We start from the raw sequence: 25,890 nt of genomic DNA, 5'->3' as shown, positions 1-25,890 counted from the left end.
GATGATCCCGGTTTACCCGTCAGTTTTTAACATCTGCTTCGGGCATCACGGGTGGTTTGGACGGGGCACGAGTCTTTCGCGCCTGCGGTTTGCGCGGTTCCGTCGCCGGGGCTGGTTTTGCCTGCACCTTGGCCGGGGCAGGATCGGCCGGTGCCGGCTTGACCTGCGCTGCCTGGACAGGCGCCGGTTTTGCGGGGGCTGGCTTGGGTGTTACGGGCAAAACGGTTTCGGCCGCAGGTGTCGCCGAGCGTTCAACAGGCTTCACTGCTATTTCATCGCTAACCGCTGGTGTCGGTTTGGCTGCTGCCGTGGGCCGCGGACTGGCTGAAAACTCAACCGGTTTTGCCGCCGGCTTGGTCACCGGTTTGGTCGGTGCAGCTTTGCGGGCCAGCTTGTTCTTGGTCGTTGGCGATTTCGCCGGTACGCGTTTTTTGCGCGTCGCAGCGGCTTTGGCCACCGGTTTTGCCGCCGGAGTTTCCACCGCTGGACCCGGTGCTGACGCTGCCAGGTGTAGCGCGTGGACCGACACCATCGGCAGTTCAAGTGCTGAACGTGTCATGATCTGTGCGATCTTGATCTGGTTGACGATCGCATAGCCAGCCATGCGTAAAGCCGCGGCCTGAAGCTCCAGCGGTTGGGTAATCGAATTCATTCCATAGATCTCCTGTGAAAACGATGCAGCCCGAAGAGAGAGGGTAAAGCGCCCTGCCCGCTCGGGGGATCCGGGCGGAGGTTGGGGTCTTGCAGTCCAAGGCGTCTCACGTCTCGGCTTCCTTTTGGGGTGACACACCATTGAGCGCGCCGGTGTGCCGAAGCTGCATTCCCCGTCAGGATACAGGAGTTTCTCACGCAATTGCAGCATTTTTGCTGCATTGCGGCGAATGAGCGCCGATCAGATAATTCTCTGATTAAATTCTAGCCACTTACCCGAGAAGTTCAGCCAACGTGAAACAGGGTCGTGAACAGTTTCGGGTCCAGGCTGGACGCGGCGAAGGTTGGGCCTTCGGTCAGAATCGACACGGCGTCATGGCTGTGCAGGCTTTCCTGATGGCTTGCGACAACGCGAAAATCACCGACATGATGATCGGCCAGCAATTCCGCGCAGAACAAGCGCGCCGCATCTTCGACAAAAATCGGATTGGCTGCGTTCAACTCGGCAAAAGCCTGTTCGTCTTCACGTTTGACCATGACCTGAGTTTCGGTCGGCACCGCGCGTCGGCACAACTCGATCAGGTCTTCAAACCAAAGACAATCGGCATCGCAATCCACGACCACGGAAATTCGCGCGACGGAACGTTGCGAATGCGGTGTTGCCAATTGTCCCCGCATGGCACGGGCATGTTCGCTCAGCTCCAGAGAGCACGGGCAGGTCGAGGAATAGACATAGTCCAGATGCATGATCTTCTGGCGCACGCCGCCGGACTCCACCAGTTCCAGAGCGATGTCGTAATACTGATACCCTTCCAGACCCGATCTCAGGCTCTTGACCCTGTCGGGGTAAGAAAACCGCATTTGGATACGCGCGTCAAAGCTGTCCAGGTCAGTCATATAGTCGTCAAGCGCCGCCTGCATGACTTCAAAGCTGAAAGTACGCTCGGCATGTTTGTAAAAAGACCGCATGATCCGGGACATGTTGATGCCCTTTTTCTCAGCCTCAAGGCTGACGGTGCCCGTAACAGACGTCTCAAGCGTCAGGTCTTCCCCTTCTTTCCGATGGAAACGGATCGGCAGGCGAAAGTTCGAGATGCCAACATGCTGGATCTGCTGCTTGGCACCGCGTATCAAGCTGGACGGGCCGTTTTGCAAGTCGGGCAAAGACGCGCGGTAATTCGCGTCAACCGAGAAACCCTCCGGGTACTCGCGCGAAAGCGAAGGATAGTTCACCTGCGACAGGCCGGGCACCAGCCGCGCAATAGCCGGATCCAGCTGGGTGATCTCGGATGCCGTCGCAGATTCCGCCCATTGCCGCAGAACCTTCAGGGCCTCGGCGGCTTGTTCTTTATCCGGGGTCTCATCAATGTCGCGCGGGTGAATGTTCATCGGCTGCGGTTCCTCGATTGGTCGTAGGAATATATACGACTACAGGTGATTTACCAGTTTAACCCAATACGCAGGCAATAGCAGTCCGGATTGAAAAAACCGGCGCAAAACCGTCATTCTGCAACGAAATACGCCTTTCGCAGACACAAAGGCCAGGCTTCAACCGCGAATACCACCCGAAAAGACGCCGCGTTCACAGACAACGCGACGCCCCCGAAGGGCAAGAGGCTTTTCACTGTGCTGCTGTTTGCTTCTGCGAAGCCTCCAATGCCTGCTGGATGTCAGCCAGCAGGTCTTCGGCGTCTTCCAGCCCTACGGAAAAACGGATCAGGCCCGGCGTAATGCCCAGCTCGTCCTTCTGCGCATCGCTCAGACGCTGGTGCGTTGTGGTCGCCGGGTGCGTCGCGATCGACTTGGCATCGCCCAGGTTGTTCGAGATCACAGGAATGGTCAGCGCATTCAGGAAAGCAAAAGCCGCGTCCTTGCCGCCCTTGATATCCAGGGACAACACAGTCCCGCCCTTTCCGCCAAGTTGCGATTGAACCAGAGCATTTTGCGCGTGGGTCTTCAAACCTGGGTAAAGAGTGCGCGCCAGCGCCGGGTGCCCTTCCAGCGCCTCGGCGATCCTTTGTGCACTGTCGGCCTGCGCATTGACGCGCAGCGCCATGGTTTCCAGACCTTTGAGCATGACCCAGGCATTAAACGGGCTGAGCGCGCCGCCGGTGTGCTTCAGATACGGCTCAACGGTTCCGCGGATGAACTCCCTGGTGCCGATGATGACGCCGCCCAGCGCACGGCCCTGTCCGTCAATATGCTTGGTCGCCGAATAAACGACCACATCCGCGCCCTGTTCTATCGCGCGCGAAAAGACGGGCGTCGAAAACACGTTGTCCACCACCACAATCGCCCCGACGGCATGGGCCAACTTGGACACGGATGCGATGTCGATCACTTCAAGAGTCGGGTTCGACATCGATTCGAAGAAGACCGCCTTGGTGTCCGGGCGGATCGCTGCCTGCCATTGCTCCAGATCGGTGCCGTCCACAAAGGTCACCTCGACGCCAAAACGGGTCAGGATGTTCTCGAGGATGTACAGGCAGGACCCGAACAATGCCTTTGCTGAAACAACATGGTCCCCGGCCTTCAGCATCGAGGTCAGCGCACCGTTCACCGCTGCCATGCCCGAAGCCGTCGCAAACGCATCCTCGCCACCTTCAAGGGCCGCGATGCGCTGTTCGAACATCGAGACCGTCGGATTGCCATAGCGGGCATAAATGAACTCATCAGGGCCGCATTCCAGAAACCGGGCTTCGGCCTGTTCGGCGGTTTCGTACACAAAGCCCTGCGTCAGGAAAATCGCCTCGCTCACCTCGTTGTACTGACTGCGGCGGACACCGCCATGGACGGCTTGGGTGCGTTTGTTCCAGTTCTCGCTCATCTCATTCCCTTTCAGCCTCCGGAGGAGGCAAACAAAAAACCCCAGACGCGGCCAAGCGAAAGGGGTCTTTCATCCTGACCTTTTAGCGGTGTTGTTTAGCGTGGCCCGCAATCCGGTAACAAATCGCCACGAAGCTTTGGGATGGCAATACGCCCCGGGCGGTTTGCGGTCAAGCCCGGCCTGCGTTTCGGTCACGCTTTCGTAAGCGGCCCTTGCCGAACCGGCAGAAACCCGCATGATCCCTTCAACATCAGGAGAACACATGGCCGACCCGATTGATCTGTATTTCTGGCCCACACCGAACGGCTGGAAAGTGTCCATCGCCCTGGAGGAGATGGAGCTGCCCTACACCACGCATCTGGTCAATATCGGAAAGGGCGATCAGTTCGACCCGCAGTTCCTGAAGATTGCCCCGAACAACCGGATGCCCGCAATCGTGGACCCTGACGGGCCGGATGGTGCACCGATCTCGGTTTTTGAAAGCGGGGCAATTCTGATGTATCTGGCCCGCAAGACCGGGCAGTTCTATGGCAGGACCGAGCGTGACCGGATCGCCGTCGAAGAATGGCTGATGTGGCAGATGGGCGGTGTTGGCCCGATGGCCGGTCAGGCGCATCACTTCCTGAAATACGCCCCGCAACTGAACCCGCCACAGGACCTGCCCTATGCCAAAGATCGTTACCGGGCCGAGGTCGGTCGTCTGTACGGGGTGCTCGACAGACGGCTGGCCGAGAACGAATACGTTGCCGGAGATTTCTATTCAATTGCAGACATGTCGATCTGGGGCTGGGCCAGCCTGTGGGAAGGGCAGCAGCAAGTGCTGGATGACAAACCCCACTTTGCACGCTGGCTGAAGACCGTCGGCGCCCGCCCCGGTGTTCAGGCCGGACGCGCTCTGCACGCAGAGCTGCGAGGAGACAATCGTGACAAGCAGGCGCAGGAGGTCTTGTTCAAACGATGACTGCGTTGAAAACCCGTTTGGATTGACGCGGATCATCAACCCTGTCCGCCTTGGCCACGGCAGGTTCGGCTAGCGAAACTTGAATTCGGGTTCTGCCGGGAAAGGCATCGGGGTGTTCCTCCAAGCTCCACTGCGCAGCGCGGCGGGATTTCTGTGGTCAACACGCATCCGGGGCGTCAGGACAAAAGCCGCTTGCTTCTTCCCATCCGTTTCCCGCACCAAGCGTGTCATCTCTTTGCGCTTTAGACGCTGCAATTCCGAGAGGTATTTTTGGGTGTTCCCAAGGTGTCTGCGCTCGAAAGAGTGGGCACTCAATGCTTCCTCGATCATTCTGGCGGTATGCACGTATCCTTTTGAACGCGTATGCTCCAACAGTTCGCCAAGGCGACCGGCAATCTGGCTCTCATCCAGCTGGACGGTTTTTTCGAACGATCCATTTCGTGTTACTTCGGGCATCTGAACTGACTCTGAGAAGGTGTTGAGTAGCGTTCCGTTGCGCCTGCGTTCAGACACAGGCCGACGCATAGAGATGCCCGCAGTACTAACACGGCATCAAAGAGTCGACCGGCCAATGCCGAATTGGCGGAAAAGCGCCTTTGACCCAGCGTGATATGCGGAAACTTACCGACATTCATCGCGCACAGGTCTTGCTGGGCGCAAGGCGGCAAGGCAGCCGCCCGCTATTGTCCGTCACGGCAGGCCGCCCCTGCGCCCTGCACCAGCATATCCAGCATCCCCGAAATATCCTCGATTTCTTCCGCAATCACATGGGTCACTGAATGCGCCCGCTGCATCCGGCCCGTCACCTTCAGCAACCGCCCCGAAATCACCGCACGGCGGAACCGTTCGTAGATTTTGCGCCACACCACCACATTCACGATCCCGGTCTCATCTTCAAGCGTCAGAAAGATCACGCCCTTGGCCGTCCCCGGCCTCTGCCGCAGGATCACAAGCCCGGCCACAGCCACGCGCGCGCCCTCGGGCGGGGAATCCAGTTGGCTGGAAGGCAGACAGGACGGCGGGCGCGGCCAATCCCGGTTTGAAACCACAGGGCGAATGGGTGTAACAAGCATGAGAACAAAAATAGAACAAACGACAAGAAAGTCCAGACACGGCGCACTGAGTCGCAAATGAGGCTGGAAAGACCTAAATGCCTTCACTAAGGAAGAAATCGAACATCGCAAAAGGAAGACGCACGCAATGGCAAAGATCACCTATGTCGAGCACGGCGGTACCGAACACACAGTCGAGGTCGCCAACGGACTGACCGTCATGGAAGGGGCCCGTGACAACAACATTCCCGGCATCGAGGCCGATTGCGGCGGCGCCTGCGCCTGCTCGACCTGCCATGTTTACGTCCACCCCGACTGGGTCGAGAAAATCCCGGCCAAGGATGACATGGAAGAAGACATGCTGGACTTTGCCTATGAGCCCGACCCGGCCCGCTCGCGCCTGACCTGCCAGATCAAGGTCACCGACGCGCTGGACGGTCTGGTCGTTCAGATGCCCGAAAAACAGATCTGATGCACAACAATGTGCCGCGCCTGCCCCGCCGCTTTTGTCAACGCCGGGCACGCGGCGCTTTGCTATCTTTCGGACTTTGGCTCTCGCTGCAACCGGCTGGCGCGGCGGAAACCATCAACGACGCCCGCTTCACAGAGCCAACCACCCGTTACGCCCATGGCGTCCTGGGTGATACGATCGAATATGGCGCGGTGGAATTCACGACCGACACTACTGTCGTAACTGTTCGACTGCCGCAGGATCGCGTGTTCGAAGACCTCGCTCCGCGTTTGGCAGACGTCAACCTGGACGGCGCGCGCGAAGCAATTGTCGTTGAATCCCACGACAAATCAGGGGCTCAACTTGCGATCTACGACGCCGCCGGAGACAAGATCGCGGCCACGCCTCATATCGGTACCCGCTTCCGCTGGCTCGCCCCGATCGGGGCAGCCGACCTGGACGGCGACGGACATGTCGAGATCGCCTATATTGATCGTCCGCACCTTGCCAAAACGCTGCGCATCTGGCGCTACAAAGACAACGCCCTGGGCGAAGTCGCGGCTCTGCCCGGATTGACCAACCACAGGCTCGGTGAAGATTTCATTTCCGGTGGTCTGCGCACCTGCGGCGACCGCCCGGAACTGATCGTGGCCAGCGCCGACTGGACGCGGATCGTCAGCGTCTTCTACGACAACGGCTGGATCACATCCGACCGGGGCCCGTTCCACGGCCGCAAAAGCCTTGCCCAAGCCCTGAACTGCTGATCCGCCTCTTCATCTGGCCAAAAATATCCCGGGGCGTGAGCGGTTGAAAGGAATTCGTCCAATGGACGATTTCGACCGCGAACGCGCGCAGCGCCGGGAAGCCGCAAAGCCGAGGGGTCAACCGCCCTGCCCCGTCAACCTTCCAGGGCACGCCATCCGATATCGCGCCGGTAAAACCCGTCAGGCCAATCCACAGCTTCAACCATTTCATAGGCCCGGTCGCGCGCCTCTTTCAGCGTGCTCCCACGGGCGGTCACGTTCAGCACACGCCCGCCCGATGCAACCACCTGCCCATCGACACTCTTTGTACCAGCGTGGAACACCATGTTCTGGCTGTCTTCCGGCAGGCCTTCAAGCCCTTTGATCGCAGTGCCTTTCTTGTAAGCACCCGGATAACCATTGGCCGCCATTACAACCGTGATCGCATGGTCATCCGCCCAATTCACCCGCATTTCACCCAACCTGCCCTCGGCCGCGGCGTGCATCAGGTCCATCGCCTGCGCGCCCAACCGCATCATCAACACCTGACATTCCGGATCACCGAAGCGGACGTTGTATTCAACCAGCCTTGGCTGCCCGTCCTTGATCATCAAACCTGCATAAAGAACGCCCTGAAACGGCGTTCCCCGGCGCTTCATCTCGGCGATGGTGGGGCGCACGATCTCTTCCATCGCGCGCGCCTCCACCTCTTCGCTCAACACCGGCGCCGGAGAATACGCGCCCATCCCGCCCGTGTTGAGCCCGGTATCGCCCTCGCCAACCCGTTTGTGATCCTGGGCCGTGCCGACTGAGAGGATGTCCTCACCATCACACAGAACGAACAGCGAGGCTTCTTCCCCATCCATGAATTCTTCAATGACGACTTCCGCACCAGCACCGCCAAACGCACCGCCAAACATGTCGTCAATGGCGTCCAGTGCGGTCGTTTCGTCCATCGCAACGATAACGCCCTTGCCCGCGGCCAGACCATCGGCCTTGACCACAATCGGTGCGCCCTGTTCGCGGATATAGGCTTTAGCGGGTTCGGCTTCGGTAAACCGGGCATAAGCTGCGGTGGGGGCGTTGGCCGCGTCGCAGATTTCCTTGGTGAAGCTTTTCGACGCTTCCAGCTTCGCCGCCTCGGCTGAGGGCCCAAAAACCAATACTCCGGCTTCGCGCAACCGATCAGCCACACCGGCCGCCAAAGGCGCCTCGGGCCCAACGATCACGAAATCAATCGCATTTTCTTCGGCAAAGCCGACAACAGCCCCGCCGTTTTCAACATCCAGAGCGGCACAGTCAGCGATCTGAGCGATCCCCGCATTTCCCGGAGCAACGATCAGGCGATCACATTTGGGGTTTTGCAGCACTGCCCATGCCAGGCTGTGTTCGCGCCCTCCGCTGCCGAGAATGAGGATATTCATGAAAGCTCTCCGATCTGCTTGGCCTTGCCTGCGCGGCGTTCTAAGCTGGGCGCGCATTTGAAACAAGGCGCTGAAATGTCCGACCTGCTTGATGACCCGATTCCGGGCCAAAACACCCCTGAATATACCGTGTCCGAAATTTCGGGTGAGGTGAAACGGACGCTGGAAGGCTCATTCGGCCGAATCCGAGTACGCGGAGAGGTTGGGCGCGTGTTCAAAGCCCGATCCGGGCATCTGTATTACGACATCAAGGACGACCGGAACGTTTTGGCCTGCACGACATGGAAAGGTCAGGTTTCCAGCCTCTCGGTCGTGCCAGAGGAAGGGCTGGAGGTTGTCGTCACCGGTCGCCTTACGGCTTTCGGGGCGCAATCCAAATACAACCTGAACGTCGATGAGGTTTCCGTCGCGGGTCAGGGCGCGCTCATGGCACTGCTGGAGAAGCGCAAGAAACAACTGGAATCCGAAGGTCTGTTCGCGCCGGAACGCAAGAAACCCCTGCCGTACCTGCCGCAGATCATTGGCGTTGTGACATCCCCTTCCGGTGCCGTGATCCGCGACATTCTGCATCGGCTCGGGGACAGGTTTCCGCGCAAGGTGCTGATCTGGCCTGTGGCGGTTCAAGGGGCCAACTGCGCGCCCGAGGTCGCCCGCGCCATCGAAGGCTTCAACCAACTGACACCCGGCGGCGCGTTGCCCCGGCCCGACCTGATCATCGTCGCCCGTGGCGGCGGATCGATCGAAGACCTCTGGGGCTTCAATGAAGAGATCGTCGTCCGCGCCGCAGCCGCGTCGGACATACCGCTGATTTCGGCCGTTGGGCATGAAACCGACACCACCCTGATTGATTTTGTCTCGGACCGCCGCGCGCCTACACCCACGGCTGCGGCAGAGCTGGCCGTGCCGGTCCGCATCGAACTGCTCGCCTGGACCGAAGAACAAGCTGCGCGCCTGTCGCGCGCGGCAACGGACGCGGTGCAGCGCCGTTCGCAAAGGCTGCGCGATTTGTCCCGCGCCCTGCCGCGCCCGGACAGTCTGTTGAACTCCCCCAGACAACGCCTTGATTTGATTGCAGATCGCCTCACACCCGCCTTGATACGCGGGGTGCAGAACCGTCGCCTGCAAGTGGTGGAATTGTCTGCTCATCTGCGCCCCTCGACCCTGCAAAGCTTGATATCGACGCGACAGGAATCGCTGCGCAACCTGTCATCGCGCCTGTCCTTGCGACCGATCCAAAGGGAAATCGATCAACAGCGGCAAAACCTAGATCGTTTGCGCGATCGAATGCACACGGCCCAAACCACGCGACTGGACCGCCTCAAGCAGCAACTCGAAGCGACGGACCGCCTGCGCGAGACGCTGAGCTACAAAGCCACTTTGGACCGCGGATACGCGGTCGTCCGAGCCGAAGGGAATGTGATCACCACCAAGGCTCAGGCCACCAAACAAACGGCGTTCGAGATCGAATTCGTCGATGGCGTTCTCAGCACCGGCCCGGGCGCGAAATCACCCTCGAAGAAACCCAGGCCGGACACCCCGGATCAGGGATCACTGTTTTAAGCCATGCTGACCATCTGGGGCCGAAGAACATCATCAAATGTACAGGCCCTGATGTGGTGTGTGGGTGAGCTGGCGCTGGAGTTCCAGCGCCACGATGCCGGGCACAGGTTCGGTTTGCTGGACACCGATGAGTTTCGCAAGCTGAACCCGAACGGCACCATCCCCGTGATACAGGACGGCCCAAATCCCTCGCTGTGGGAGACGGGGCCGATCCTGCGCTACCTTGCCTCCATGTATGGAGCGGATGATTTCTGGCCACGCGATCCGACCCGGCAAGCCGAAGTGGACAAATGGGCAGAATGGGCCAAGATCAATGTCGCGATGGCCTTCACGGTACCTGTGTTCTGGCGGGTCGTGCGGACCCCGCAGACAGAGCGCGATCACCAAGCGATCGAAACGGCCGTCACAGCACTCGAGAACGCGCTGGCGATCGCCGATGCGCAACTTTCTGAAAACGCTTTCCTGTGTGGTTCCTGCCTGACTTTGGCCGATATCCAGTTGGGGCACATACTCTATCGCTACTATGACATCGATATTTCGCGCGCATCACTGCCCAACTTGCGCCGCTATTACGAAGGCTTGACAGACAGGACAGCTTACCAAACCCATGTCATGATCAATTATGATGAGCTGCGCGCAAACTGATCAAACGCCAACGTCCGGTCCATAACAAACCATTTCTTCCCCAAGATCCTCGGCCTCATACAGTTCAGTCGCTTGCGGATTACCTTCGAACTGCGCAATCAAACCGCCACCGGATTCAGTGAAAACCCAGCATTGCGGATCCAGCCTGTCTTCGTAGACAAAGCAGATCTGCTCGCCCTGCTGATACCAGATACCTTCCTTGCAATTCCCGTCGAGAAAAGACCAGATCACACGACGGTTCGGAAGATACCGCTCCACCCCGTAAACCTGACCTTCGAACCCGTAGAACAGAGTTTTGCCCTGCGTATACTTGTCGAACTCCGAGCCAGACAAAGGCGTTTGTGCCGCCACGGAATGTGCGGCCAAAGTCGCGAGAATCATCAGGAACCTGAACATGTTTCCATTTTGTCAGAAGCGCTTCGGTCATGCCATTCGCCTGTTGAACCGGTGCCTTCACAAGGCGCTTAACTCAACGTAAGCGGTTGATTTCACGACACGCCCCAGATCAGATCATTCTGAACCGGCGAGGAGATGACATGACAACCCTACTGTTCTGGATCGCCTGTGGCTGCGCCCTTGGTTACCTGCCACTGACCTCCTGGCCCGTCGGTTCTTTGCGCACTGTACTGAAAACCGCATCAGTCGCCCTACTGGCGGTCATCGCCATCATGAACGGTGAGCCTTGGCTGTTGGTTCTTGCGCTCGCTCTATGTGCGACAGGCGACGCCCTGCTGTCGCGCGAAACAGATGCCACCTTCATGATGGGCATCGCCGCATTTGCCGCCGGGCATCTGACCTATATCGCTCTGTTCCTGACTCAGCCGATCAGTTCTGCCGGGCTGATCCTCAGCGCGCCTGCGATTGTATGGTCCTTGATCATTCTGGGCATCATCATGGCCACTTTGCTCGCGCCCCGCGCCGGAGACCTGAAGGGGCCCGTTCTGGCATATATCCCCATCATTCTTGGCATGGGGGTCACGGTGCTGGCACTGCCGGATGCCGGTCCCCTTCGGTGGGCCTTTCCCGCCGCCATGGCCTTCATCGCGTCAGATCTGATCCTCGCAACCGAGAAATTCCTGCTGCCGCCACACCATCCGGCCCTCAAGGTGACGCCCTATCTTGTATGGCCCCTTTACTGGGGTGCTCAGCTTGGCTTTGTCCTTGCATTTGCGTGACCCTTTGCAACTGCCGCAAATCCGCATTAGGTGAAAGGAACACCTGTGGAGACCAAGTATGGCGTTTTTCTCAAAGCTAAAGGACAAGCTGTTCAAATCTTCATCTCGTCTTGAAGAAGGGCTGGAAGCCATCGTCGAGGATGGCGGCGAGGAGACGGCGGCTCCGGACCCTGTGATCCCCCAGCCGCAGCCAGATCCGCAACCGGTTCCAGAAGTGCCAGAGCCTGCCCCGGCCCCGCAACCGGCTGAACCGCCGGCACCGATCCCGGCTGACCCCACGCCTGTCGCTCCACCGCCGGAAATACCGGAAGCCAAGGGCATCCTGAACCGCCTGTTCAATCGAGGCGCCGTCACGGAAATGCGCCGCACCCTGGACGATGACATGCTGGAGCAGCTCGAAGAACTGCTGATCGCCTCGGACATGGGCGTCGACACAGCCTTGCGTGTCACATCGAACATGGCCGAGGGCCGCTTTGGCCGCAAACTGTCGACCACAGAGATCAAGCAACTTCTGGCACAAGAAATCGCCCGCGTTATGGAGCCTGTGGCAAAGCCTCTGCCGATCTATCCCAAACGACCACAAGTGGTACTGGTCGTCGGCGTCAACGGCTCGGGCAAGACCACGACAATTGGAAAACTGGCCAGCCAGTTCAAAGAGGCCGGCAAAAAGGTCGTCATCGCCGCCGGCGATACCTTCCGCGCTGCGGCCGTGGAACAGTTGCAGGTCTGGGGTGATCGCGCCGGAGTTCCGGTTCTGACCGCCCCCGAAGGCTCGGACCCCGCCAGCCTCGCCTTTGACGCGCTGACCCGTGCACAGGCAGAGGGCGCTGATCTGCTGATGATAGATACGGCGGGCCGCCTGCAAAACCGCACCGACCTGATGGAGGAACTCGCCAAAATCGTCCGCGTCATCCGCAAGGTTGATGACACTGCTCCGCACAACACTTTGCTCGTACTCGACGCCACCACCGGTCAGAACGCGCTGAGCCAGGTGGAAACGTTCCGCAAACTGGCGGACGTTTCCGGTCTGGTCATGACCAAGCTGGATGGCACGGCCAAGGGCGGTGTTCTTGTTGCCTTGGCGGACAAATTCGGGTTGCCCATCCACGCGATCGGCGTCGGCGAACAGATCGACGACCTTGCCCCTTTCGACCCCGAAGAATTCGCTGCCGCCCTCACCGGTCTCGACAAAGGCTGATCTTAGGCTTCATCTGGCCCCAAATATCCTCGGGGGGTGTGGGGGGCAGACAGCCCCCCACCTTCTCCGCTCCGCAAAAGGTCCGCGTATTTGAGCGACTGGCTGATCTCTCTCGAAGGCACCGAAGCCGGACACCAGCTGGCATTGGCGCTGGCTTTGATGGCGGCGTTCCTGCACGCGGTCTTCGGTGCACTGCAAAAAGGCAGACACGACCCGTGGCTGTCCCGCGGCGCCATCGACGCCTGCTATTGCCTCATGGCCGCCCCCTTCGCCTTTTTCGTGGTGCCCTGGCCCGAACCTCATATGTGGCCGATCTTCGCGCTCGTCTGGCTGATCCACATCGCCTACAAAACCCTGCAAGCCATGGCATATACCAAAGGCTCTTACACCGTCGTCTATCCGGTGGTGCGCGGTACGGGTCCGCTATTCACCGTCATCGGTGCCTATCTTCTGTTCGGCGAAACATTCTCGGCCGTTCAATGGCTGGGCGTGGCCACCTTGCTGGCCGGGATATTTGGGTTGGCCGCCTACAACTTCAGGTTCCTGGAAACCAACAGGGATACGCTGGGTATCGCGCTGACACTGGCGATCATCACTGGCCTGTTTGTGGCCCTGTACACCACCTATGACGCCTATGGCATTCGCGCCACCGCCGATCCGTTCACCTTTCTGGCCTGGTTCTTCATGATCGACGGCGCGGCCATGCCGATCTACGCATATCTCAGGTGGCGCGTGATGGCACACAGACCTGCACCTGGCCCGCTGATGCTGCGCGGCCTCGCTGGCGGTATCATCGCTCCTTTGTCCTTCGGGGCAATCATGCTGGCCACCCGGCTGGACAAGGTCGGTGAAGCAGCCGTTCTGCGCGAAACCTCAACAGTCTTCGCTGCGCTGATCGGCTGGCTTGCGCTAAAGGAAACGGTTGGCCCAAGACGCATTGCCCTGATGGCATTGATTGCACTTGGCGCCGTAATAGTTGAAATGGGCGGGTAAGCAGCAGGAAGTACAGATGACAGGCAAAAAAGACATCAACCCGTTTCTGAAACAGATTCTGGAACTTGGCCCCCCGCTGGCCTTCTTCTTCATCTACCTGCGCCTGCGCGACGACAGTTTTCTGATCGGCGGGATCGAGTATTCCGGCTTCATTGTCGCCACGATTATCTTTGTCCCCCTGATGCTGGGGGCAATGGGTATCCTGTGGTATCTGACCGGCAAACTCAGCCGGATGCAGATCTTCACGGCCTTCATGGTGATTTTCTTCGGCGGTCTCACGGCCTGGTTCAATGACGAGCGGTTCTTCAAGATGAAAACCACACTTGTCTATGGTCTGTTTGCCTTGATCCTCGGCATTGGCCTGATGCAGAAAAAATCCTATCTCGCCTATGTGCTGGATGAGATGCTGCCGATGAAGCACGAAGGCTGGATGATCCTGACACGCCGCCTGTGCGCCTGTTTCGCCGTTCTGGCCGCCGCAAACGAATTCGTCTGGCGCACCATGTCGACGGATCTGTGGGTCAAGATCGAGACCTTCGGCTTTCCCATCGCTCTGATGGCCTTCCTGATGCTTCAGTTCAGCATTCTGCAACGCTATATGGACGATCCCGAGCAGAAATAACGGCCCCTGCACCCGCCAGACCTGCCAAAACAAACAAAATTCTTGGCTTGAGCGCCGAGCTATGGGAAGTTGTGCCACCACCCACACTCACAGCTTGCCCAAGATCGGTGCACACATGACGGCCTTTCCCAACAGCGGCTTCCTTTCCGAAGCCTCCGACGGGCTCAGAGAAATGCTTTCGGCGCAAGCGACCGACATATCTCTGTCCCAAGGTGAAATACTTTTTGAACAAGGTGACGAGGGCGACTCTCTCTATGCCATTCTGGAAGGCACGTTAGAGGTTTCCTTTCTGGCCATGAGCGGCCGCAAACTGACGCTTACCCTGATGCGCCCCGGCGAAGTCTTTGGTGAGATCGCGTTGTTCGACAATGGTCCGCGTACGGCCACCATTGCGGCGGCAGAACAGTCGCGTGTACTGCGTGTGCGCCGCAACGACGTTATGAACCAGATCAGACAACAGCCTGACCTTGCCGTGGATATGATCCGTCTGGCCGGATTGCGGATGCGATGGATGGGGCTGCAACTGAACGAGCAGGTCTTTCTGCCCATGCCTATTCGGCTGGCCCGCAAGCTGCTGCACCTGTCCAGTTTACAGGACGACCCGGCCGCGCGCATCACCCTGTCGCAGAGCGAACTGGCCGAATTTGTCGGTGCCACACGCGAGGCAGTATCCAAAACCATCTCGATCTGGAAACGCGACAACATGGTCGAAGCCTCTCGTGGCGGTTTGCTGATCCAGGATTTTGAAGCCCTGCGAGAACTGGCTGATTCAGATCTTATTTGATCCGGTGTGATCTTGTTCACAGACCATCGATTACGCTTTGACCTAACGTGAGATTGTTACCGTAGGAGGTCAGAGAATCATCCCCGATATCTGTCCACTGACCTCTCCCTGTATCTGAGCCATACGCATTCACTGCGTGTGGCTCATTTTTTGCATGGCGGTAATACCCGGTCTGGCCCGCAATAAAAAAAGGCCGGGAGGTTGTCCCGGCCTGTTCAATCAGTTCTCAAGGCTCAGCGCCACAAAACGCGGATCGCCGCCCCTGCGCACCAACAGCAGCAGAGATTTGCGACCAGCTTCGCGCGATTCTTCCATACGGGCTTCGAGATCTCCAATGGTTTCCACCTTTTGCTGGCCTGCTTCGGTGATCAGATCACCTGCCCGCATTCCCTTGGCATACGCCTCAGATGCTTCATCGACATCTGTAATCACAAGGCCGTCTGCATCACCATCCAGCCCCAAATCTGCACGCAGCGTATCGGTCAGGGGGGAAATCGTCAGGCCCAGAATATCCGCATTCTCCTCAATCGGAGCTTCCTGCGGTTCCTCCTCGCCATTGTCAGCGCGTTCCGCATCTTCCCGACGCCCTAGTGTCACAAGTACGGTCTGGGTTCCGCCGTCGCGGTGCACGACCACTCTGACCGACTTGCCAACTTCTGCTTCACCGACCTGACGCACCAGACCTCGGGTGTCTTCCACCTCGACGCCATCAAAGCTGAGGATCACGTCACCCGCCTTCAACCCAGCTTCCTTGGCGGGGCCGTCCGGTACATCGCTGATCAGCGCGCCGCCAGGTTTTTCCAGACCCATGGCCTCGGCCATGTCCTCGGTTACGTCCTGAATGCGAACGCCCAACCAACCCCGACGGGTCTCGCCATATTTCCGCAGTTGATCCACGACCTTCACGACAACATTCGACGCCATCGAGAATCCGATGCCGATCGAACCGCCGTTAGGCGACAGGATTGCGGTGTTCACACCGATCACTTCGCCTTCCATGTTGAACAGCGGCCCGCCCGAGTTGCCCCGGTTGATCGCCGCGTCCGTTTGAATGTAATCGTCATAGGTTCCGCTCAGCGCTCGGTCGCGGGCTGAAACGATCCCTGCCGATACCGAAAAGCCTTGCCCAAGCGGGTTGCCCATGGCGATAACCCAGTCACCCACGCGCGCGACGTCGCTGTTGCCGAACTTCACGTATTTCAGCGGGCCCGAAGCCTCGACCTTGAGCAACGCGATATCTGTTTTCTCGTCCGTTCCAATAACCTTGGCCACCAGTTCTTTCTTGGGCTGGCCATCGCCGGGGAAGAATTCCACAAGGATCTCATCAGCTTCGGCAATTACATGGTTGTTCGTGACGATGAAACCGTCCTCCGAGATCACGAACCCCGACCCCAGCGCATTGCTGCGACGCGGCGCGTTGTCGTTATCTCCGCCGTTTCGGTCCTGGAACTCGCGAAAGAAATCTTCGAACGGAGAACCTTCGGGCACGATGCCCTGCGGGCCAGTCCGGCCCTCGATCAGGGTGCTGGTGGTGATGTTCACAACCGCCGGGCTGACTTTCTCGGCCAGTGGTGCCAGGCTTTCGCCCCTGGCCTGTGCCATCGCCGATTGCGCCAGCAAAAGCAATGAACCGGCAAAGGCCAGCCACATAAGCCGCATCCAAACACTCACTTCGTCCCACCGGACGGATACACTGCGCGCTTTCGCCTGCACTAGAGCTCTCCTTGTCGACATTCACGCCAAGACCGCTTGTTCACGGCCTTTCTTACAAACCAATGTAGTCAGTTTGACCCCACGAGCAACTCGGGATCGCAACGAAATCACCGGCAAGTGAAACCGCAGCGTCAAAATCCCAGGTGTTGCGCGCCCCAAAGCAGGATCAGCCCGCTGATCACACACAGCAATCCGACCAGGCGCCGGGCTTGCTCTGGCATGTCCCGCAAGGCTTCCAGCATCCGCTCGATAAGCGAAGGGGCCAGCGCATAGGCCAGCCCCTCAACAATCAGTACCAGCCCGAAAGCCAGAAGGATCATACCCATTATTCAGACGCCGCAGCCGCCGGTGCCCGCCGTCCGGTTGGTGAAGCGAGGTAGTTGAAAAACTCGGAATCCGGGCTCAGGATCATTGAGCTATTACCACCTTGCAGCGCATTTTCATACGCGGTCAGCGAACGGTAGAATTCGAAGAACTCCGGGTCTGCACCATACGCTTCTGCAAAGATGGCGTTGCGTTCGGCGTCAGCTTCACCGCGAATGATCTCGGCCTCGCGGTTGGCGTCCGACACCAGTTCCACCACGGTCCGGTCGGCCTGCGCCCGCACGCGCTGCGCGGCTTCGTTACCACGTGCGCGTTCATCGGTGGCTTCACGCTCACGCTCGGCTTTCATCCGGTCAAACGTGGCCTCAAGGTTGGCCTGAGGCAGGTCGGTCGCCTTCAAACGCACGTCGATCACATTCACGCCCAACGCGCGCGCTTCGGCAATCGCGCTGTTGCGGATGCGCAGCATCAGCGCGGCACGGTCTGAACTGAGGATGTCACGCGAGGACACCGAACCCAGTACTTCGCGGGTTTCAGCGCGCAGGATACGATCCAGACGGTCTTCGGCGACCGGAATACCACCCACACCAACGGCCTGACGGAACTGTTCCAGATCGGAAATCCGATAGCGGGCGAAGGCATCAACCACCAGTCGGCGATCATCCAGAGGCGTAACCTCCAACGGCTGAACGTCGATGGACAGGATCCGGTCGTCATAGCGGACAACTTCCTGTATCAGCGGGATCTTGAACGCCAGACCCGGCTCTTCCTTGACCGCAACAACGCGGCCAAATTGCAGAACCAACGCGCGCTCACGTTCATCCACGATAAAGATTGAGGACAGTACACCAACAATCGCGATGAAAACGATCGGCAGAATAAAGGTCGCTTTACGCATCAGTTGCTCTCCTGTCCGGAATTGCGGCGCAGTTCGTTCAGCGGCAGGTAAGGCACGACGCCCTGCCCCGATCCGGTCGAGTTTTCGTCCAGAATGATCTTGTCCACGTCACCTAGAACCTGCTCCATCCGCTCCAGGTACAGACGTTTGCGGGTCACATCAGGCGCTTTGGAATATTCTTCCAGAACCGCGCTGAAACGGCTCGCCTCACCCATAGCGCTGTTGATCTGCTGTGCGCGGTAGGCTTCGGCTTCTTCCAGTACCTGGGCAGCTTCACCGCGCGCCTCAGCCAAAACCCGGTTGGCGTAGGCGTCGGCGACGTTTTGCAGCCGGTCACGCTCCTGCGCGGCGGCCTGAACATCGCGGAAGGCGGCGATCACGTCCTGCGGCGGGTCGGCCTTGTCAAAGTTCACGCGGATGATGTTCACACCCGAATCGTAGCTGTCCATCGTCGTCTGGATCAGTTCCTGAAGGCGTTCGGCAATGATACCGCGATCCCGGTTCAGGATTGGTGCCAGCTCGCTCTGCGCGATAATCTCGCGCATCGCCGATTCCGACACGGCGCGGATCGTCTGACGCGGATCACGCAGATTGAACAGGAACTTGGCCGGGTCATTGATGTTCCAGACGACCTGATAGTCGATATCGACCACGTTTTCGTCGCCGGTCAGCATGAGGCCATCGTCGCTGCCCCGGGCTCCGCCCATATCTTCGGTCTGTTCGCGGGTGACCGGAATCACCTCGGCAGTGACAAACGGCCATGGCGCAAAGTTCAGACCCGGATTACCCACGGCCGAAAACTCACCCAGAAACAGCTCAACTGACTGTTCTTCCGGTTTTACAGTATAAAAGCTGGCCAGCCCCCACAAAACGGCAGCTGCCACCAGACCAATCGCAACCGTACCTTTGGTAAAGGCCGGGCCTCCACCGCCCTGACCACCGCTGCCACTACGGCCACCGCCGCCGCGACCGCCCATCAGGACGCGCAGCTGCTCCTGGCCTTTTTTCATCAGCTCATCAATCTCGGGGATCTGCGGGCCTTCGCCTTCGGGGGGCTTGCGCCCGTCACCGTTGTTGCCCCGATTTCCTCCACCTCCGGATGAGCCTCCGCCCCCCCAGGGGCCACCGCTGTTGCCCGCCATATGTATCAATTCCTTCGTTTAGGCCCGTGTGATCACGGGCACACTTGTAACTTGTGTGCGCGCGCTTGCAAATCAAGCGGAGCGTACAGGTTGCCGCATTGTCACCAGTTCTTCCGCCATAACGGGATGTACTGCAACCGTGCGATCGAAATCTTCCTTTGTCGCGCCCATCTTTACGGCAATTCCGGCCAGCTGGATCATCTCTCCTGCTCCGGGGGCGACAATATGGCAACCCAGTACTTTGCGCGTGGCCTGAGACACGATCAGTTTCATCAGAACCCGTTGCGTGCCACCGGCAAACGCCTTCTGCATCGGTTTGAACGAAGTGGCATACACCTCGATCGGTTCCTGGGCCGAGGCTTCTTCCTCGCTCAGGCCGACTGTGCCGAATTCCGGTTGGGTGAAAATGGCGGTTGGGATCAGCGCGTGATCCACAGGGGTTGGGTTGCCTTTGAAGACGGTTTCCACAAAAGCCATACCCTCGCGGATGGCCACGGGTGTCAGGTTGACCCGGTCGGTCACATCGCCAATGGCATAGATCGACGGAACGGCGGTCTGGCTGTATTCATCCACGACGATCTCGCCCTTGCGCCCACGTTCAACGCCCAGCTCTTCCAGCCCGAGGTTATCGGCATTCGGTGCCCGGCCCGTGGCGTACATGACCACGTCAAAACGATCCTCGGTGCCGTCCGTCGCCTTTACACGTATCTGGTCGCCATCTTTGGCCATTTCCAGCACATTGGTGCCCAGACGGACATCGATGCCGTTCTGGCGCATCTCTTCGCAGATCAGCCCACGCGCTTCTTCATCAAAGCCACGCAGGATCTGCGCACCGCGGTAGAATTGCGTGGTCTTGACACCCAGACCGTTCATGATCCCGGCAAACTCGCTGGCGATATAACCGCCACCAACAATCAGAATGCTTTCGGGCAGCTTGTCCAGATGGAAAATCTCATTCGACGTGATCGCAAGATCCGATCCCGGGAAGTCCGGCACCACCGGTTGACCGCCTGTTGCAATCAAGATGTGTTTGGCGGTTTTTCGGGTGCCATCGGCCAGCTCGACCGTGTGCGCATCCACCAGGCGCGCGCGCTGATCAAAGCTTTCAACGCCGTTGTTTTTCAGGATGCTGCGATAAATCCCTTCCAACCGGTCCAGTTCGGCAACCAGTTTGCCGTGAAACATGCCCCAATCAAACGCGCCGGGCTGAACATCCCAACCATAAGCTTGCGCATCTTCGATCATGCCCGAGTATTCACTGGCAAAGACCATCAGTTTCTTAGGCACGCAGCCCCGGATCACACAGGTGCCGCCATAGCGGTCTTCTTCAGCCAGCGCGACCTTTGCACCGGCTTCACCCGCCGCCACGCGTGCCGCCCGGACCCCGCCCGAGCCTCCGCCGATGACAAAAAGATCATAGTCAAAGCTCATGCCGGGTTCCTTCGTTCAACTTGCAAAATTCCTCTGGATATCTGGGCGCGAAAACCCCGGTGCCAACCCCCGGGCGCGGAATTTTCGATCTTTTGCCGACGCTTGTCCGATTGGCTTGCATAAAACTCAGTCCGTTTGGTCGGAAAACAGGTTTTCACGGGATCCGCTCAGCAGCTGATCCAGTTCCAGGGTGCCCGCGTTGATATCCCGCAGTTCGACCCGCCCGTCGCCGTGGCCGATGATGACCTTGTCACAAATATCGATAAACAGGCCGTTTTCCACCACGCCAGGAACCTGGTTGAGGATCAGGGCCATCTGACGGGGATTGCCGATGCGTTTCAGGTGCAGGTCCAGAATGTGATTGCCTTCATCCGTCACGAACGGGGCCGCGCCATTCATACGCAGCGCCGACGAGGTTCCAAGTACATCCATCGCGTCCAGCGCTTCTTCGATCAGTGTTCGCGTGGTTTGCCAGCCAAATGGAACAACCTCGACCGGCAAGGGGAAAGCACCCAGCGTTTCCACCTCTTTCCCGGCATCTGCGATGACAACCATCTGATCGCTGGCCGTGGCAACGATCTTTTCCTGCAAATGCGCGCCGCCGCCGCCCTTGATCAGGTTCAGGTCAGGGTCGAATTCATCCGCGCCGTCGATGGTCATGTCCAGCCACCCGGCCTGATCCAGAGAAATGACTTCGATCCCGACTTCGCGTGCCAGCTGCGCGGTGCGGGTGGACGTGGGAACGCCCTTGATCCGCAGACCTTCGTCTTGCACCCGTTCGCCCAAACGACGGACCAGCCAGGCCGCAGTGGATCCCGTTCCAAGACCCACGCGCATGCCGTCCTCGACCATCTCGGCGGCACGACATGCGGCCACGTATTTTGCGGTGTCGATGGGCGACAGTTCTCCGGTCATGGCAGCTTTCCCAGTTTGGCCTGCCGGAGTTATAGGGAATGCGCCGCGCGACTGCGACCACATTTTGCGGTTCGGCAAGCGTAAAGATGCCTGAAGACTGCGCGTTTCCTATCGGAAACGTCGCAATCATGTCTTACGCCCTCATCTTTGTCATATAGATTGCCCGCATGTTGAACCGATACCGCCTGCACTACGCCCCTGACAACGCCTCGCTGGTGATCCGGCTGGTGCTGGAAGAAATGGGTTTGCCCTATGAAGCTGTGCTGGTCGATCGCCGTCGAAACGAACAGGACAGCGCGGCCTACAGGTCATTGAACCCCAACGGGCTGATCCCGGTGCTTGAAACTCCGCAAGGGCCGATCTTTGAAACGGCGGCAATTCTGCTGTGGCTGTCCGAGCGCCACGGGCAACTGGCCCCGGCGGCAGACGCCCCCGAACGCGCCGAGTTTTTGAAATGGCTGTTCTTTGCGTCCAACACGCTGCACGCCGATCTGCGCATTCTGTTCTATGCCGAGAAATACATCACCCCGCCACAGGCTGATACCCTGCGTGCAGGCATCCGACCCCGTTTGAAGCAGCACCTGCAACTGCTGGACGCGCTGGCAAAACGCGCACCAGCCTGGTTTTGCGCGGAATGCCCGTCGGTTCTGACCTATTATGTCGCCTGCATGATGCGTTGGATGGCCTTGTATCCGGCCGATGCAAATCGCAGTTGGTATGCGCTGGCCGACACCCCGACCCTGCAAACCATCCTGGCACAGCTCGAGACACGCCCCGCCACCCACACGGCCATCGTGGCCGAGGGCCTGGGCCCCGCACCGTACACCTCTCCTATTTACGCCAACCCCTTAGAAGGCTCAGCTACCTGACATGTTCCTCTCTGTCTTCGATATGTTCAAAGTGGGCATCGGCCCGTCCTCCTCACACACCATGGGCCCCATGGTGGCAGCGGCGCGCTTTCTGGATATGATGCGTGCTTCACCTTTCGAATTTGCGGGTCTGAAGGGCTCGCTGCATGGCTCGCTCGCCTTTACCGGCGTCGGCCATGCCACCGACCGGGCGACTATTCTGGGCCTGGCCGGCTTTGTTCCGGACACCTATGACAACAACAAGGCCGAGGCCGCATTGGCGGATATCGCCAAGACGCACACGGTTACCCCCGACGGCCTGCCGACGCTTCAGTTCGATCCCAAAACAGACCTGATCTTCGACTATGACACCGACCTGCCGGGACACGCCAACGGGATGATCCTGATGGCCACGGACGCGCAGGGGGACGTGATCCTGCGCCAGGTATTCTATTCCATCGGTGGCGGCTTTGTCCTGACCGAAGAAGAACTGGCCGAAGGCAAGGCAACGGATGAGGGCGCACCGGTGCCGTTCCCGTTCAAATCCGCGGCTGAAATGCTTGAGATGGCCAAGTCCAGCGGCAAAACCATCGCCGAGATGAAGCGCGCCAATGAGATCGCGCGCGGCTGCGCCGACAGTTTCGCCCAAGGATGCGCTCGTCTGTGGGACGTCATGAATGCCTGTATCGAACGGGGTTTGAGGACCGACGGCATTCTGCCCGGCGGGCTGAAAGTGCGACGCAGGGCAAAGGGTATCTATGACGCGCTGATCGCCGAACGCGGCATGAACCTGACCGCGCCGCACACGATCAACGACTGGATGAGCGTCTACGCCATGGCGGTCAACGAAGAAAACGCCGCCGGTGGGCAAGTCGTAACGGCACCGACCAACGGGGCAGCGGGCGTTCTTCCTGCGGTGCTGCGCTATTACCTGGATCACGTTCCCGGTGCCTCGGAGAGCCATATCGAAGATTTCCTTCTGACCGCGGCCGCGATTGGCGGGCTGGTCAAATACAATGCGTCCATCTCGGGTGCCGAAGCGGGGTGTCAGGCCGAGGTCGGCAGCGCATCAGCCATGGCCGCGGCGGGGCTCTGCGCCGTGATGGGCGGTACGCCCGAACAGGTTGAAAACGCCGCCGAGATCGCGTTGGAGCATCATCTGGGCATGACCTGCGATCCCGTCGCCGGGCTGGTTCAGGTGCCCTGTATCGAACGCAACGGGCTGGGGGCCATCAAGGCTGTGTCCGCTGCGTCTTTGTCCCTTCGCGGGGATGGAGAGCATTTCGTGCCGCTGGATGCGGTGATCGAGACGATGCGTCAGACCGGCCATGACATGCATGAAAAATACAAGGAAACCTCGCTTGGCGGATTGGCCGTGAACGTGCCAAACTGCTGATATCGCAACAAATGGGGATCGATATGCGTGGACATTGCCTCTGCGGCAGCATCAAGTACGAGATCGACCCTCCTGCCCTGTCCTGCGTCACCTGTCATTGCGACAGCTGCCGACGCCAATGCGCCGCGCCGATGACAACCTATTTCGCGGTTCGTGACGGTCACTGGCGCTGGATCGGAGAAGAGCCGAAACGCTTCAACTCTTCGCCCGGAGTCGAGCGCAGCTTTTGCCCGGATTGTGGCACGCCAATCTCGTTCCGCTCGGCCAAAATGTCGGATGTGCTGCATCTATACGTCGCCACTTTGGAGACCCCCGAGGCAATGCAGCCCACATTGCACGTGGCTCATGAGGAAAGACTGAGCTGGCTGCATCTGGATGACAACCTGCCCACCTGCGCCGGACCGGATTACACAAAGGTTCACCCCCTGCCCGACGCCTGACATTCGACCTTTCCACTGCGCCGCGAAGCAGATAGCGTCGCGCGCATGACTCAGGATCGTCCCGTCTTGGGCATCTTTTTGATGCTCGGTTTTTGCGTGCTTGCACCCTTGGGGGATGCGATGGCAAAGCTGTTGGGCGAAACGACACCGTTGGGTTTGCTGGTTGCAGCCCGGTTCGCGGTGCAAGCGCTGATCCTCATTCCGCTGGTGATGATGACAGGCCGGCCCTGGCGGATGCACGGGCGCATCCTGCGCCTGACAGTCATCCGCACGCTGCTGCACATCATCGGCATAACCGCGATGTTCAGTGCGTTGCAGTTCCTGCCCCTGGCTGATGCGGTCGCCATTGCCTTTGTCATGCCGTTCATCATGTTGCTGCTGGGCAGATACGTTCTGGGCGAAGAGGTCGGCGCGCGGCGCCTCGTGGCCTGCATCGTCGGTTTCATCGGCACACTTCTGGTCATCCAGCCCAGCTTTGCCGAGGTGGGCTTACCTGCCCTGCTACCGTTGATCGTTGCAGTGGTCTTTGCCCTTTTCATGCTGGTCACGCGGCAAATCGCCAAGGAAACTGATCCGATTTCCTTGCAGGCGGTGTCTGGTGTCATGGCCACTGTGGGGCTGGTTCCTGTCCTTGTGATCGGAACATCGCTTGGTATCTGGAACCTGTCAGCCGCCTTGCCCGCCCCCGACATGTTTTGGCTGCTGATCGCTATCGGCATTCTGGGAACTGTCGCGCATCTGCTGATGACATGGTCGCTGCGCTATGCACCTTCGGCCACGCTGGCCCCGATGCAATATCTGGAAATCCCGGTGGCAACCCTGATTGGCTGGGCAATCTTCAGCGACCTGCCTGACGGACTGGCAGCGGTTGGGATCATGATCACCGTCGCCGCCGGTTTGTACGTTATTCTTCGCGAACGGGCCACCGCTCGCTCTGCCCCGACAGAAACACCTGCATGAGCGGATCGAGTGCGGCGCGGGGAACCATCACCAACAGGCCCGGGCCATCCATCTGCAATTCAACCACTGACAGCGCGCGATTAGAGGTGCCCACCCGGTCGTCCGGTTGCAACCGCAGGCCGTCGATGGGCCATTCCAGCCCGGTGCTGCGCCCGGTCACAGGGCGCATTGGAAACAGCGACACCACATCCCCGGGCAAAACCGGCAGCCGGATTTGGCGAGGCGCGTGAAACACCACCTCATGCGCGCCCAGCAGAATGCAGGCCTGTTCCTGACGTCTGACCAGCACGTTCAGAACAGCAAGCTGATGATCAAGCCGTCCGCCCAGAAAACCGGCCCCCAAAACCAGTGGAGCCTGCACATTGCGCAAGGCCTTGTCGAAATCGGTGCTGTCCTGTTCACGAATGGCAAAAAGCCGGTCAGACGGGATTTTGGCTTTTGTTGCTTTGTCCAGCGAATCGAAATCCCCGATGACCGCGTCCGGAATCCGGCCTGATTCTGTCAGAACTGCCGCCCCACCATCCGCCGCTACGACTGAAGTGACGCGGTTCAGCACCAAATTCAGGTCCTCGGAACCAACAAAACCACCCCCAAACAGCCCGATTGGATCGGCAGAGCGTACAATTGGTTCATTTTTCCTAAGATTGGCCATTTTTCCCGGATTTGGACACATTAAGACCACAAAATGATAGGTTCATGCATAAAGTTCAGAGCCTTCGTGTGCTCCCGATTCCGGG

28 protein-coding genes and 1 riboswitch are annotated in these 25,890 nt (G+C 59.2%); of the genes, 14 read left to right on the top strand and 14 right to left on the bottom strand.

Features of this window, described 5'->3' with window-relative positions:
* Positions 1–19: 19 nt before the first annotated feature.
* The 3 genes from ACR3E6_RS11500 to metZ form a co-directional block, all read right to left on the bottom strand.
* On the bottom strand, positions 20–652 hold the full coding sequence (locus ACR3E6_RS11500) for a hypothetical protein (protein ID WP_480487204.1): 633 nt from the start codon (positions 650–652) through the stop codon (positions 20–22).
* Positions 653–936: 284 nt separating this feature from the next.
* Complete coding sequence (gene folE2 / locus ACR3E6_RS11495) at positions 937–2,040, bottom strand: GTP cyclohydrolase FolE2 (protein WP_480487202.1); 1,104 nt, start codon at positions 2,038–2,040, stop codon at positions 937–939.
* A gap of 232 nt (positions 2,041–2,272) precedes the next feature.
* Positions 2,273–3,478: an O-succinylhomoserine sulfhydrylase gene (gene metZ, locus ACR3E6_RS11490; protein ID WP_480487200.1), complete on the bottom strand. Its 1,206-nt coding sequence runs from the start codon at positions 3,476–3,478 to the stop codon at positions 2,273–2,275.
* A 62-nt stretch (positions 3,479–3,540) separates the two neighbouring features.
* A riboswitch (SAM riboswitch) is annotated at positions 3,541–3,618 on the bottom strand.
* A 122-nt stretch (positions 3,619–3,740) separates the two neighbouring features.
* Between metZ and ACR3E6_RS11485 the strand changes: the two genes are divergently transcribed.
* On the top strand, positions 3,741–4,439 hold the full coding sequence (locus tag ACR3E6_RS11485; protein WP_480487198.1) for a glutathione S-transferase N-terminal domain-containing protein: 699 nt from the start codon (positions 3,741–3,743) through the stop codon (positions 4,437–4,439).
* A 69-nt stretch (positions 4,440–4,508) separates the two neighbouring features.
* On the opposite strand, the gene ACR3E6_RS11480 is transcribed toward ACR3E6_RS11485, so the two are convergent.
* Positions 4,509–4,895, bottom strand: coding sequence for a hypothetical protein (locus tag ACR3E6_RS11480; RefSeq protein WP_171119571.1), 387 nt, complete (start codon positions 4,893–4,895; stop codon positions 4,509–4,511).
* 224 nt (positions 4,896–5,119) lie between these two features.
* Positions 5,120–5,512 (bottom strand): OB-fold nucleic acid binding domain-containing protein, encoded by a 393-nt coding sequence (locus ACR3E6_RS11475; RefSeq protein WP_152459842.1) that lies wholly within the window; start codon positions 5,510–5,512, stop codon positions 5,120–5,122.
* Positions 5,513–5,639: 127 nt separating this feature from the next.
* Here ACR3E6_RS11475 and ACR3E6_RS11470 point away from each other — a divergent pair, with 127 nt between their 5' ends.
* Positions 5,640–5,963 carry a 2Fe-2S iron-sulfur cluster-binding protein gene (locus ACR3E6_RS11470; RefSeq protein WP_152457603.1) on the top strand — a complete coding sequence of 108 codons (324 nt, stop codon included), beginning with the start codon at positions 5,640–5,642 and terminating at the stop codon, positions 5,961–5,963.
* The gene (locus ACR3E6_RS11465) at positions 5,963–6,706 is read left to right on the top strand and encodes an FG-GAP repeat domain-containing protein (RefSeq protein ID WP_480487196.1); all 744 of its coding nucleotides are present in this window, start codon (positions 5,963–5,965) and stop codon (positions 6,704–6,706) included. Before ACR3E6_RS11470 ends, ACR3E6_RS11465 begins: the two co-directional genes overlap by 1 nt.
* Before the next feature lie 134 nt (positions 6,707–6,840).
* On the opposite strand, the gene purD is transcribed toward ACR3E6_RS11465, so the two are convergent.
* Positions 6,841–8,109, bottom strand: a complete 1,269-nt coding sequence (gene purD, locus ACR3E6_RS11460) for a phosphoribosylamine--glycine ligase (protein ID WP_480487194.1) — start codon at positions 8,107–8,109, stop codon at positions 6,841–6,843.
* Between the two features lie 75 nt (positions 8,110–8,184).
* Between purD and xseA the strand changes: the two genes are divergently transcribed.
* Positions 8,185–9,669, top strand: a complete 1,485-nt coding sequence (xseA, locus tag ACR3E6_RS11455) for an exodeoxyribonuclease VII large subunit (RefSeq protein ID WP_480487192.1) — start codon at positions 8,185–8,187, stop codon at positions 9,667–9,669.
* A gap of 3 nt (positions 9,670–9,672) precedes the next feature.
* Complete coding sequence (locus tag ACR3E6_RS11450) at positions 9,673–10,314, top strand: glutathione S-transferase family protein (protein WP_480487190.1); 642 nt, start codon at positions 9,673–9,675, stop codon at positions 10,312–10,314.
* Here ACR3E6_RS11450 and ACR3E6_RS11445 read toward each other — a convergent pair whose 3' ends face one another.
* Positions 10,315–10,695: a hypothetical protein gene (locus ACR3E6_RS11445; RefSeq protein WP_171633322.1), complete on the bottom strand. Its 381-nt coding sequence runs from the start codon at positions 10,693–10,695 to the stop codon at positions 10,315–10,317. It lies immediately after the preceding gene.
* A 155-nt stretch (positions 10,696–10,850) separates the two neighbouring features.
* Between ACR3E6_RS11445 and ACR3E6_RS11440 the strand changes: the two genes are divergently transcribed.
* The 5 genes from ACR3E6_RS11440 to ACR3E6_RS11420 all read left to right on the top strand — a co-directional run bounded on the left by ACR3E6_RS11440 (position 10,851) and on the right by ACR3E6_RS11420 (position 15,086).
* The gene (locus ACR3E6_RS11440) at positions 10,851–11,489 is read left to right on the top strand and encodes a lysoplasmalogenase (RefSeq protein ID WP_480487188.1); all 639 of its coding nucleotides are present in this window, start codon (positions 10,851–10,853) and stop codon (positions 11,487–11,489) included.
* A 58-nt stretch (positions 11,490–11,547) separates the two neighbouring features.
* Positions 11,548–12,687, top strand: a complete 1,140-nt coding sequence (gene ftsY / locus ACR3E6_RS11435; RefSeq protein WP_171633327.1) for a signal recognition particle-docking protein FtsY — start codon at positions 11,548–11,550, stop codon at positions 12,685–12,687.
* A gap of 90 nt (positions 12,688–12,777) precedes the next feature.
* The gene (locus ACR3E6_RS11430; protein ID WP_171633329.1) at positions 12,778–13,680 is read left to right on the top strand and encodes an EamA family transporter; all 903 of its coding nucleotides are present in this window, start codon (positions 12,778–12,780) and stop codon (positions 13,678–13,680) included.
* Between the two features lie 16 nt (positions 13,681–13,696).
* Entirely contained in the window at positions 13,697–14,302 is a 606-nt protein-coding gene (locus ACR3E6_RS11425) for an inner membrane-spanning protein YciB (RefSeq protein ID WP_171633335.1), read from the top strand.
* A 115-nt stretch (positions 14,303–14,417) separates the two neighbouring features.
* Positions 14,418–15,086, top strand: coding sequence for a Crp/Fnr family transcriptional regulator (locus ACR3E6_RS11420; RefSeq protein ID WP_171633338.1), 669 nt, complete (start codon positions 14,418–14,420; stop codon positions 15,084–15,086).
* 219 nt (positions 15,087–15,305) lie between these two features.
* On the opposite strand, the gene ACR3E6_RS11415 is transcribed toward ACR3E6_RS11420, so the two are convergent.
* The 6 genes from ACR3E6_RS11415 to rpiA all read right to left on the bottom strand — a co-directional run bounded on the left by ACR3E6_RS11415 (position 15,306) and on the right by rpiA (position 21,509).
* A complete protein-coding gene (locus tag ACR3E6_RS11415; RefSeq protein ID WP_209833451.1) occupies positions 15,306–16,820 on the bottom strand; it encodes a Do family serine endopeptidase in 1,515 nt (504 codons plus the stop codon).
* 110 nt (positions 16,821–16,930) lie between these two features.
* Positions 16,931–17,125 carry a DUF2065 domain-containing protein gene (locus ACR3E6_RS11410; protein WP_171633344.1) on the bottom strand — a complete coding sequence of 65 codons (195 nt, stop codon included), beginning with the start codon at positions 17,123–17,125 and terminating at the stop codon, positions 16,931–16,933.
* Positions 17,125–18,021 carry a protease modulator HflC gene (gene hflC, locus ACR3E6_RS11405; protein WP_171633347.1) on the bottom strand — a complete coding sequence of 299 codons (897 nt, stop codon included), beginning with the start codon at positions 18,019–18,021 and terminating at the stop codon, positions 17,125–17,127. The genes ACR3E6_RS11410 and hflC overlap by 1 nt, the downstream gene beginning before the upstream one ends.
* Positions 18,021–19,163 (bottom strand): FtsH protease activity modulator HflK, encoded by a 1,143-nt coding sequence (gene hflK / locus ACR3E6_RS11400; RefSeq protein ID WP_171633351.1) that lies wholly within the window; start codon positions 19,161–19,163, stop codon positions 18,021–18,023. The genes hflC and hflK overlap by 1 nt, the downstream gene beginning before the upstream one ends.
* 72 nt (positions 19,164–19,235) lie before the next feature.
* Entirely contained in the window at positions 19,236–20,594 is a 1,359-nt protein-coding gene (gene gor, locus ACR3E6_RS11395; protein WP_480487185.1) for a glutathione-disulfide reductase, read from the bottom strand.
* Positions 20,595–20,720: 126 nt separating this feature from the next.
* Positions 20,721–21,509 (bottom strand): ribose-5-phosphate isomerase RpiA, encoded by a 789-nt coding sequence (gene rpiA / locus ACR3E6_RS11390; RefSeq protein WP_171723503.1) that lies wholly within the window; start codon positions 21,507–21,509, stop codon positions 20,721–20,723.
* A 167-nt stretch (positions 21,510–21,676) separates the two neighbouring features.
* On the opposite strand from rpiA, the gene ACR3E6_RS11385 reads away from it, so the two are divergent.
* The 4 genes from ACR3E6_RS11385 to ACR3E6_RS11370 are packed head-to-tail and all read left to right on the top strand — an operon-like array spanning position 21,677 to position 25,153.
* Complete coding sequence (locus tag ACR3E6_RS11385) at positions 21,677–22,378, top strand: glutathione S-transferase family protein (RefSeq protein ID WP_480487183.1); 702 nt, start codon at positions 21,677–21,679, stop codon at positions 22,376–22,378.
* Between the two features lies 1 nt (position 22,379).
* A complete protein-coding gene (locus tag ACR3E6_RS11380; protein WP_480487181.1) occupies positions 22,380–23,753 on the top strand; it encodes an L-serine ammonia-lyase in 1,374 nt (457 codons plus the stop codon).
* Between the two features lie 11 nt (positions 23,754–23,764).
* Positions 23,765–24,193, top strand: a complete 429-nt coding sequence (locus tag ACR3E6_RS11375) for a GFA family protein (RefSeq protein WP_480487179.1) — start codon at positions 23,765–23,767, stop codon at positions 24,191–24,193.
* 45 nt (positions 24,194–24,238) lie between these two features.
* Positions 24,239–25,153, top strand: a complete 915-nt coding sequence (locus ACR3E6_RS11370) for a DMT family transporter (RefSeq protein ID WP_210092169.1) — start codon at positions 24,239–24,241, stop codon at positions 25,151–25,153.
* On the opposite strand, the gene ACR3E6_RS11365 is transcribed toward ACR3E6_RS11370, so the two are convergent.
* A complete protein-coding gene (locus tag ACR3E6_RS11365) occupies positions 25,098–25,805 on the bottom strand; it encodes a thiamine diphosphokinase (RefSeq protein ID WP_171633369.1) in 708 nt (235 codons plus the stop codon). The two genes, ACR3E6_RS11370 and ACR3E6_RS11365, sit on opposite strands and share 56 nt — an antisense overlap.
* Between the last annotated feature and the right edge of the window lie 85 nt (positions 25,806–25,890).

The sequence above is a fragment of the Ruegeria sp. AL3 genome, assembly GCF_056536065.1.
Note: the sequence above shows the minus strand (reverse complement) of the source record. Positions and strands in the feature narration are given on the sequence as shown.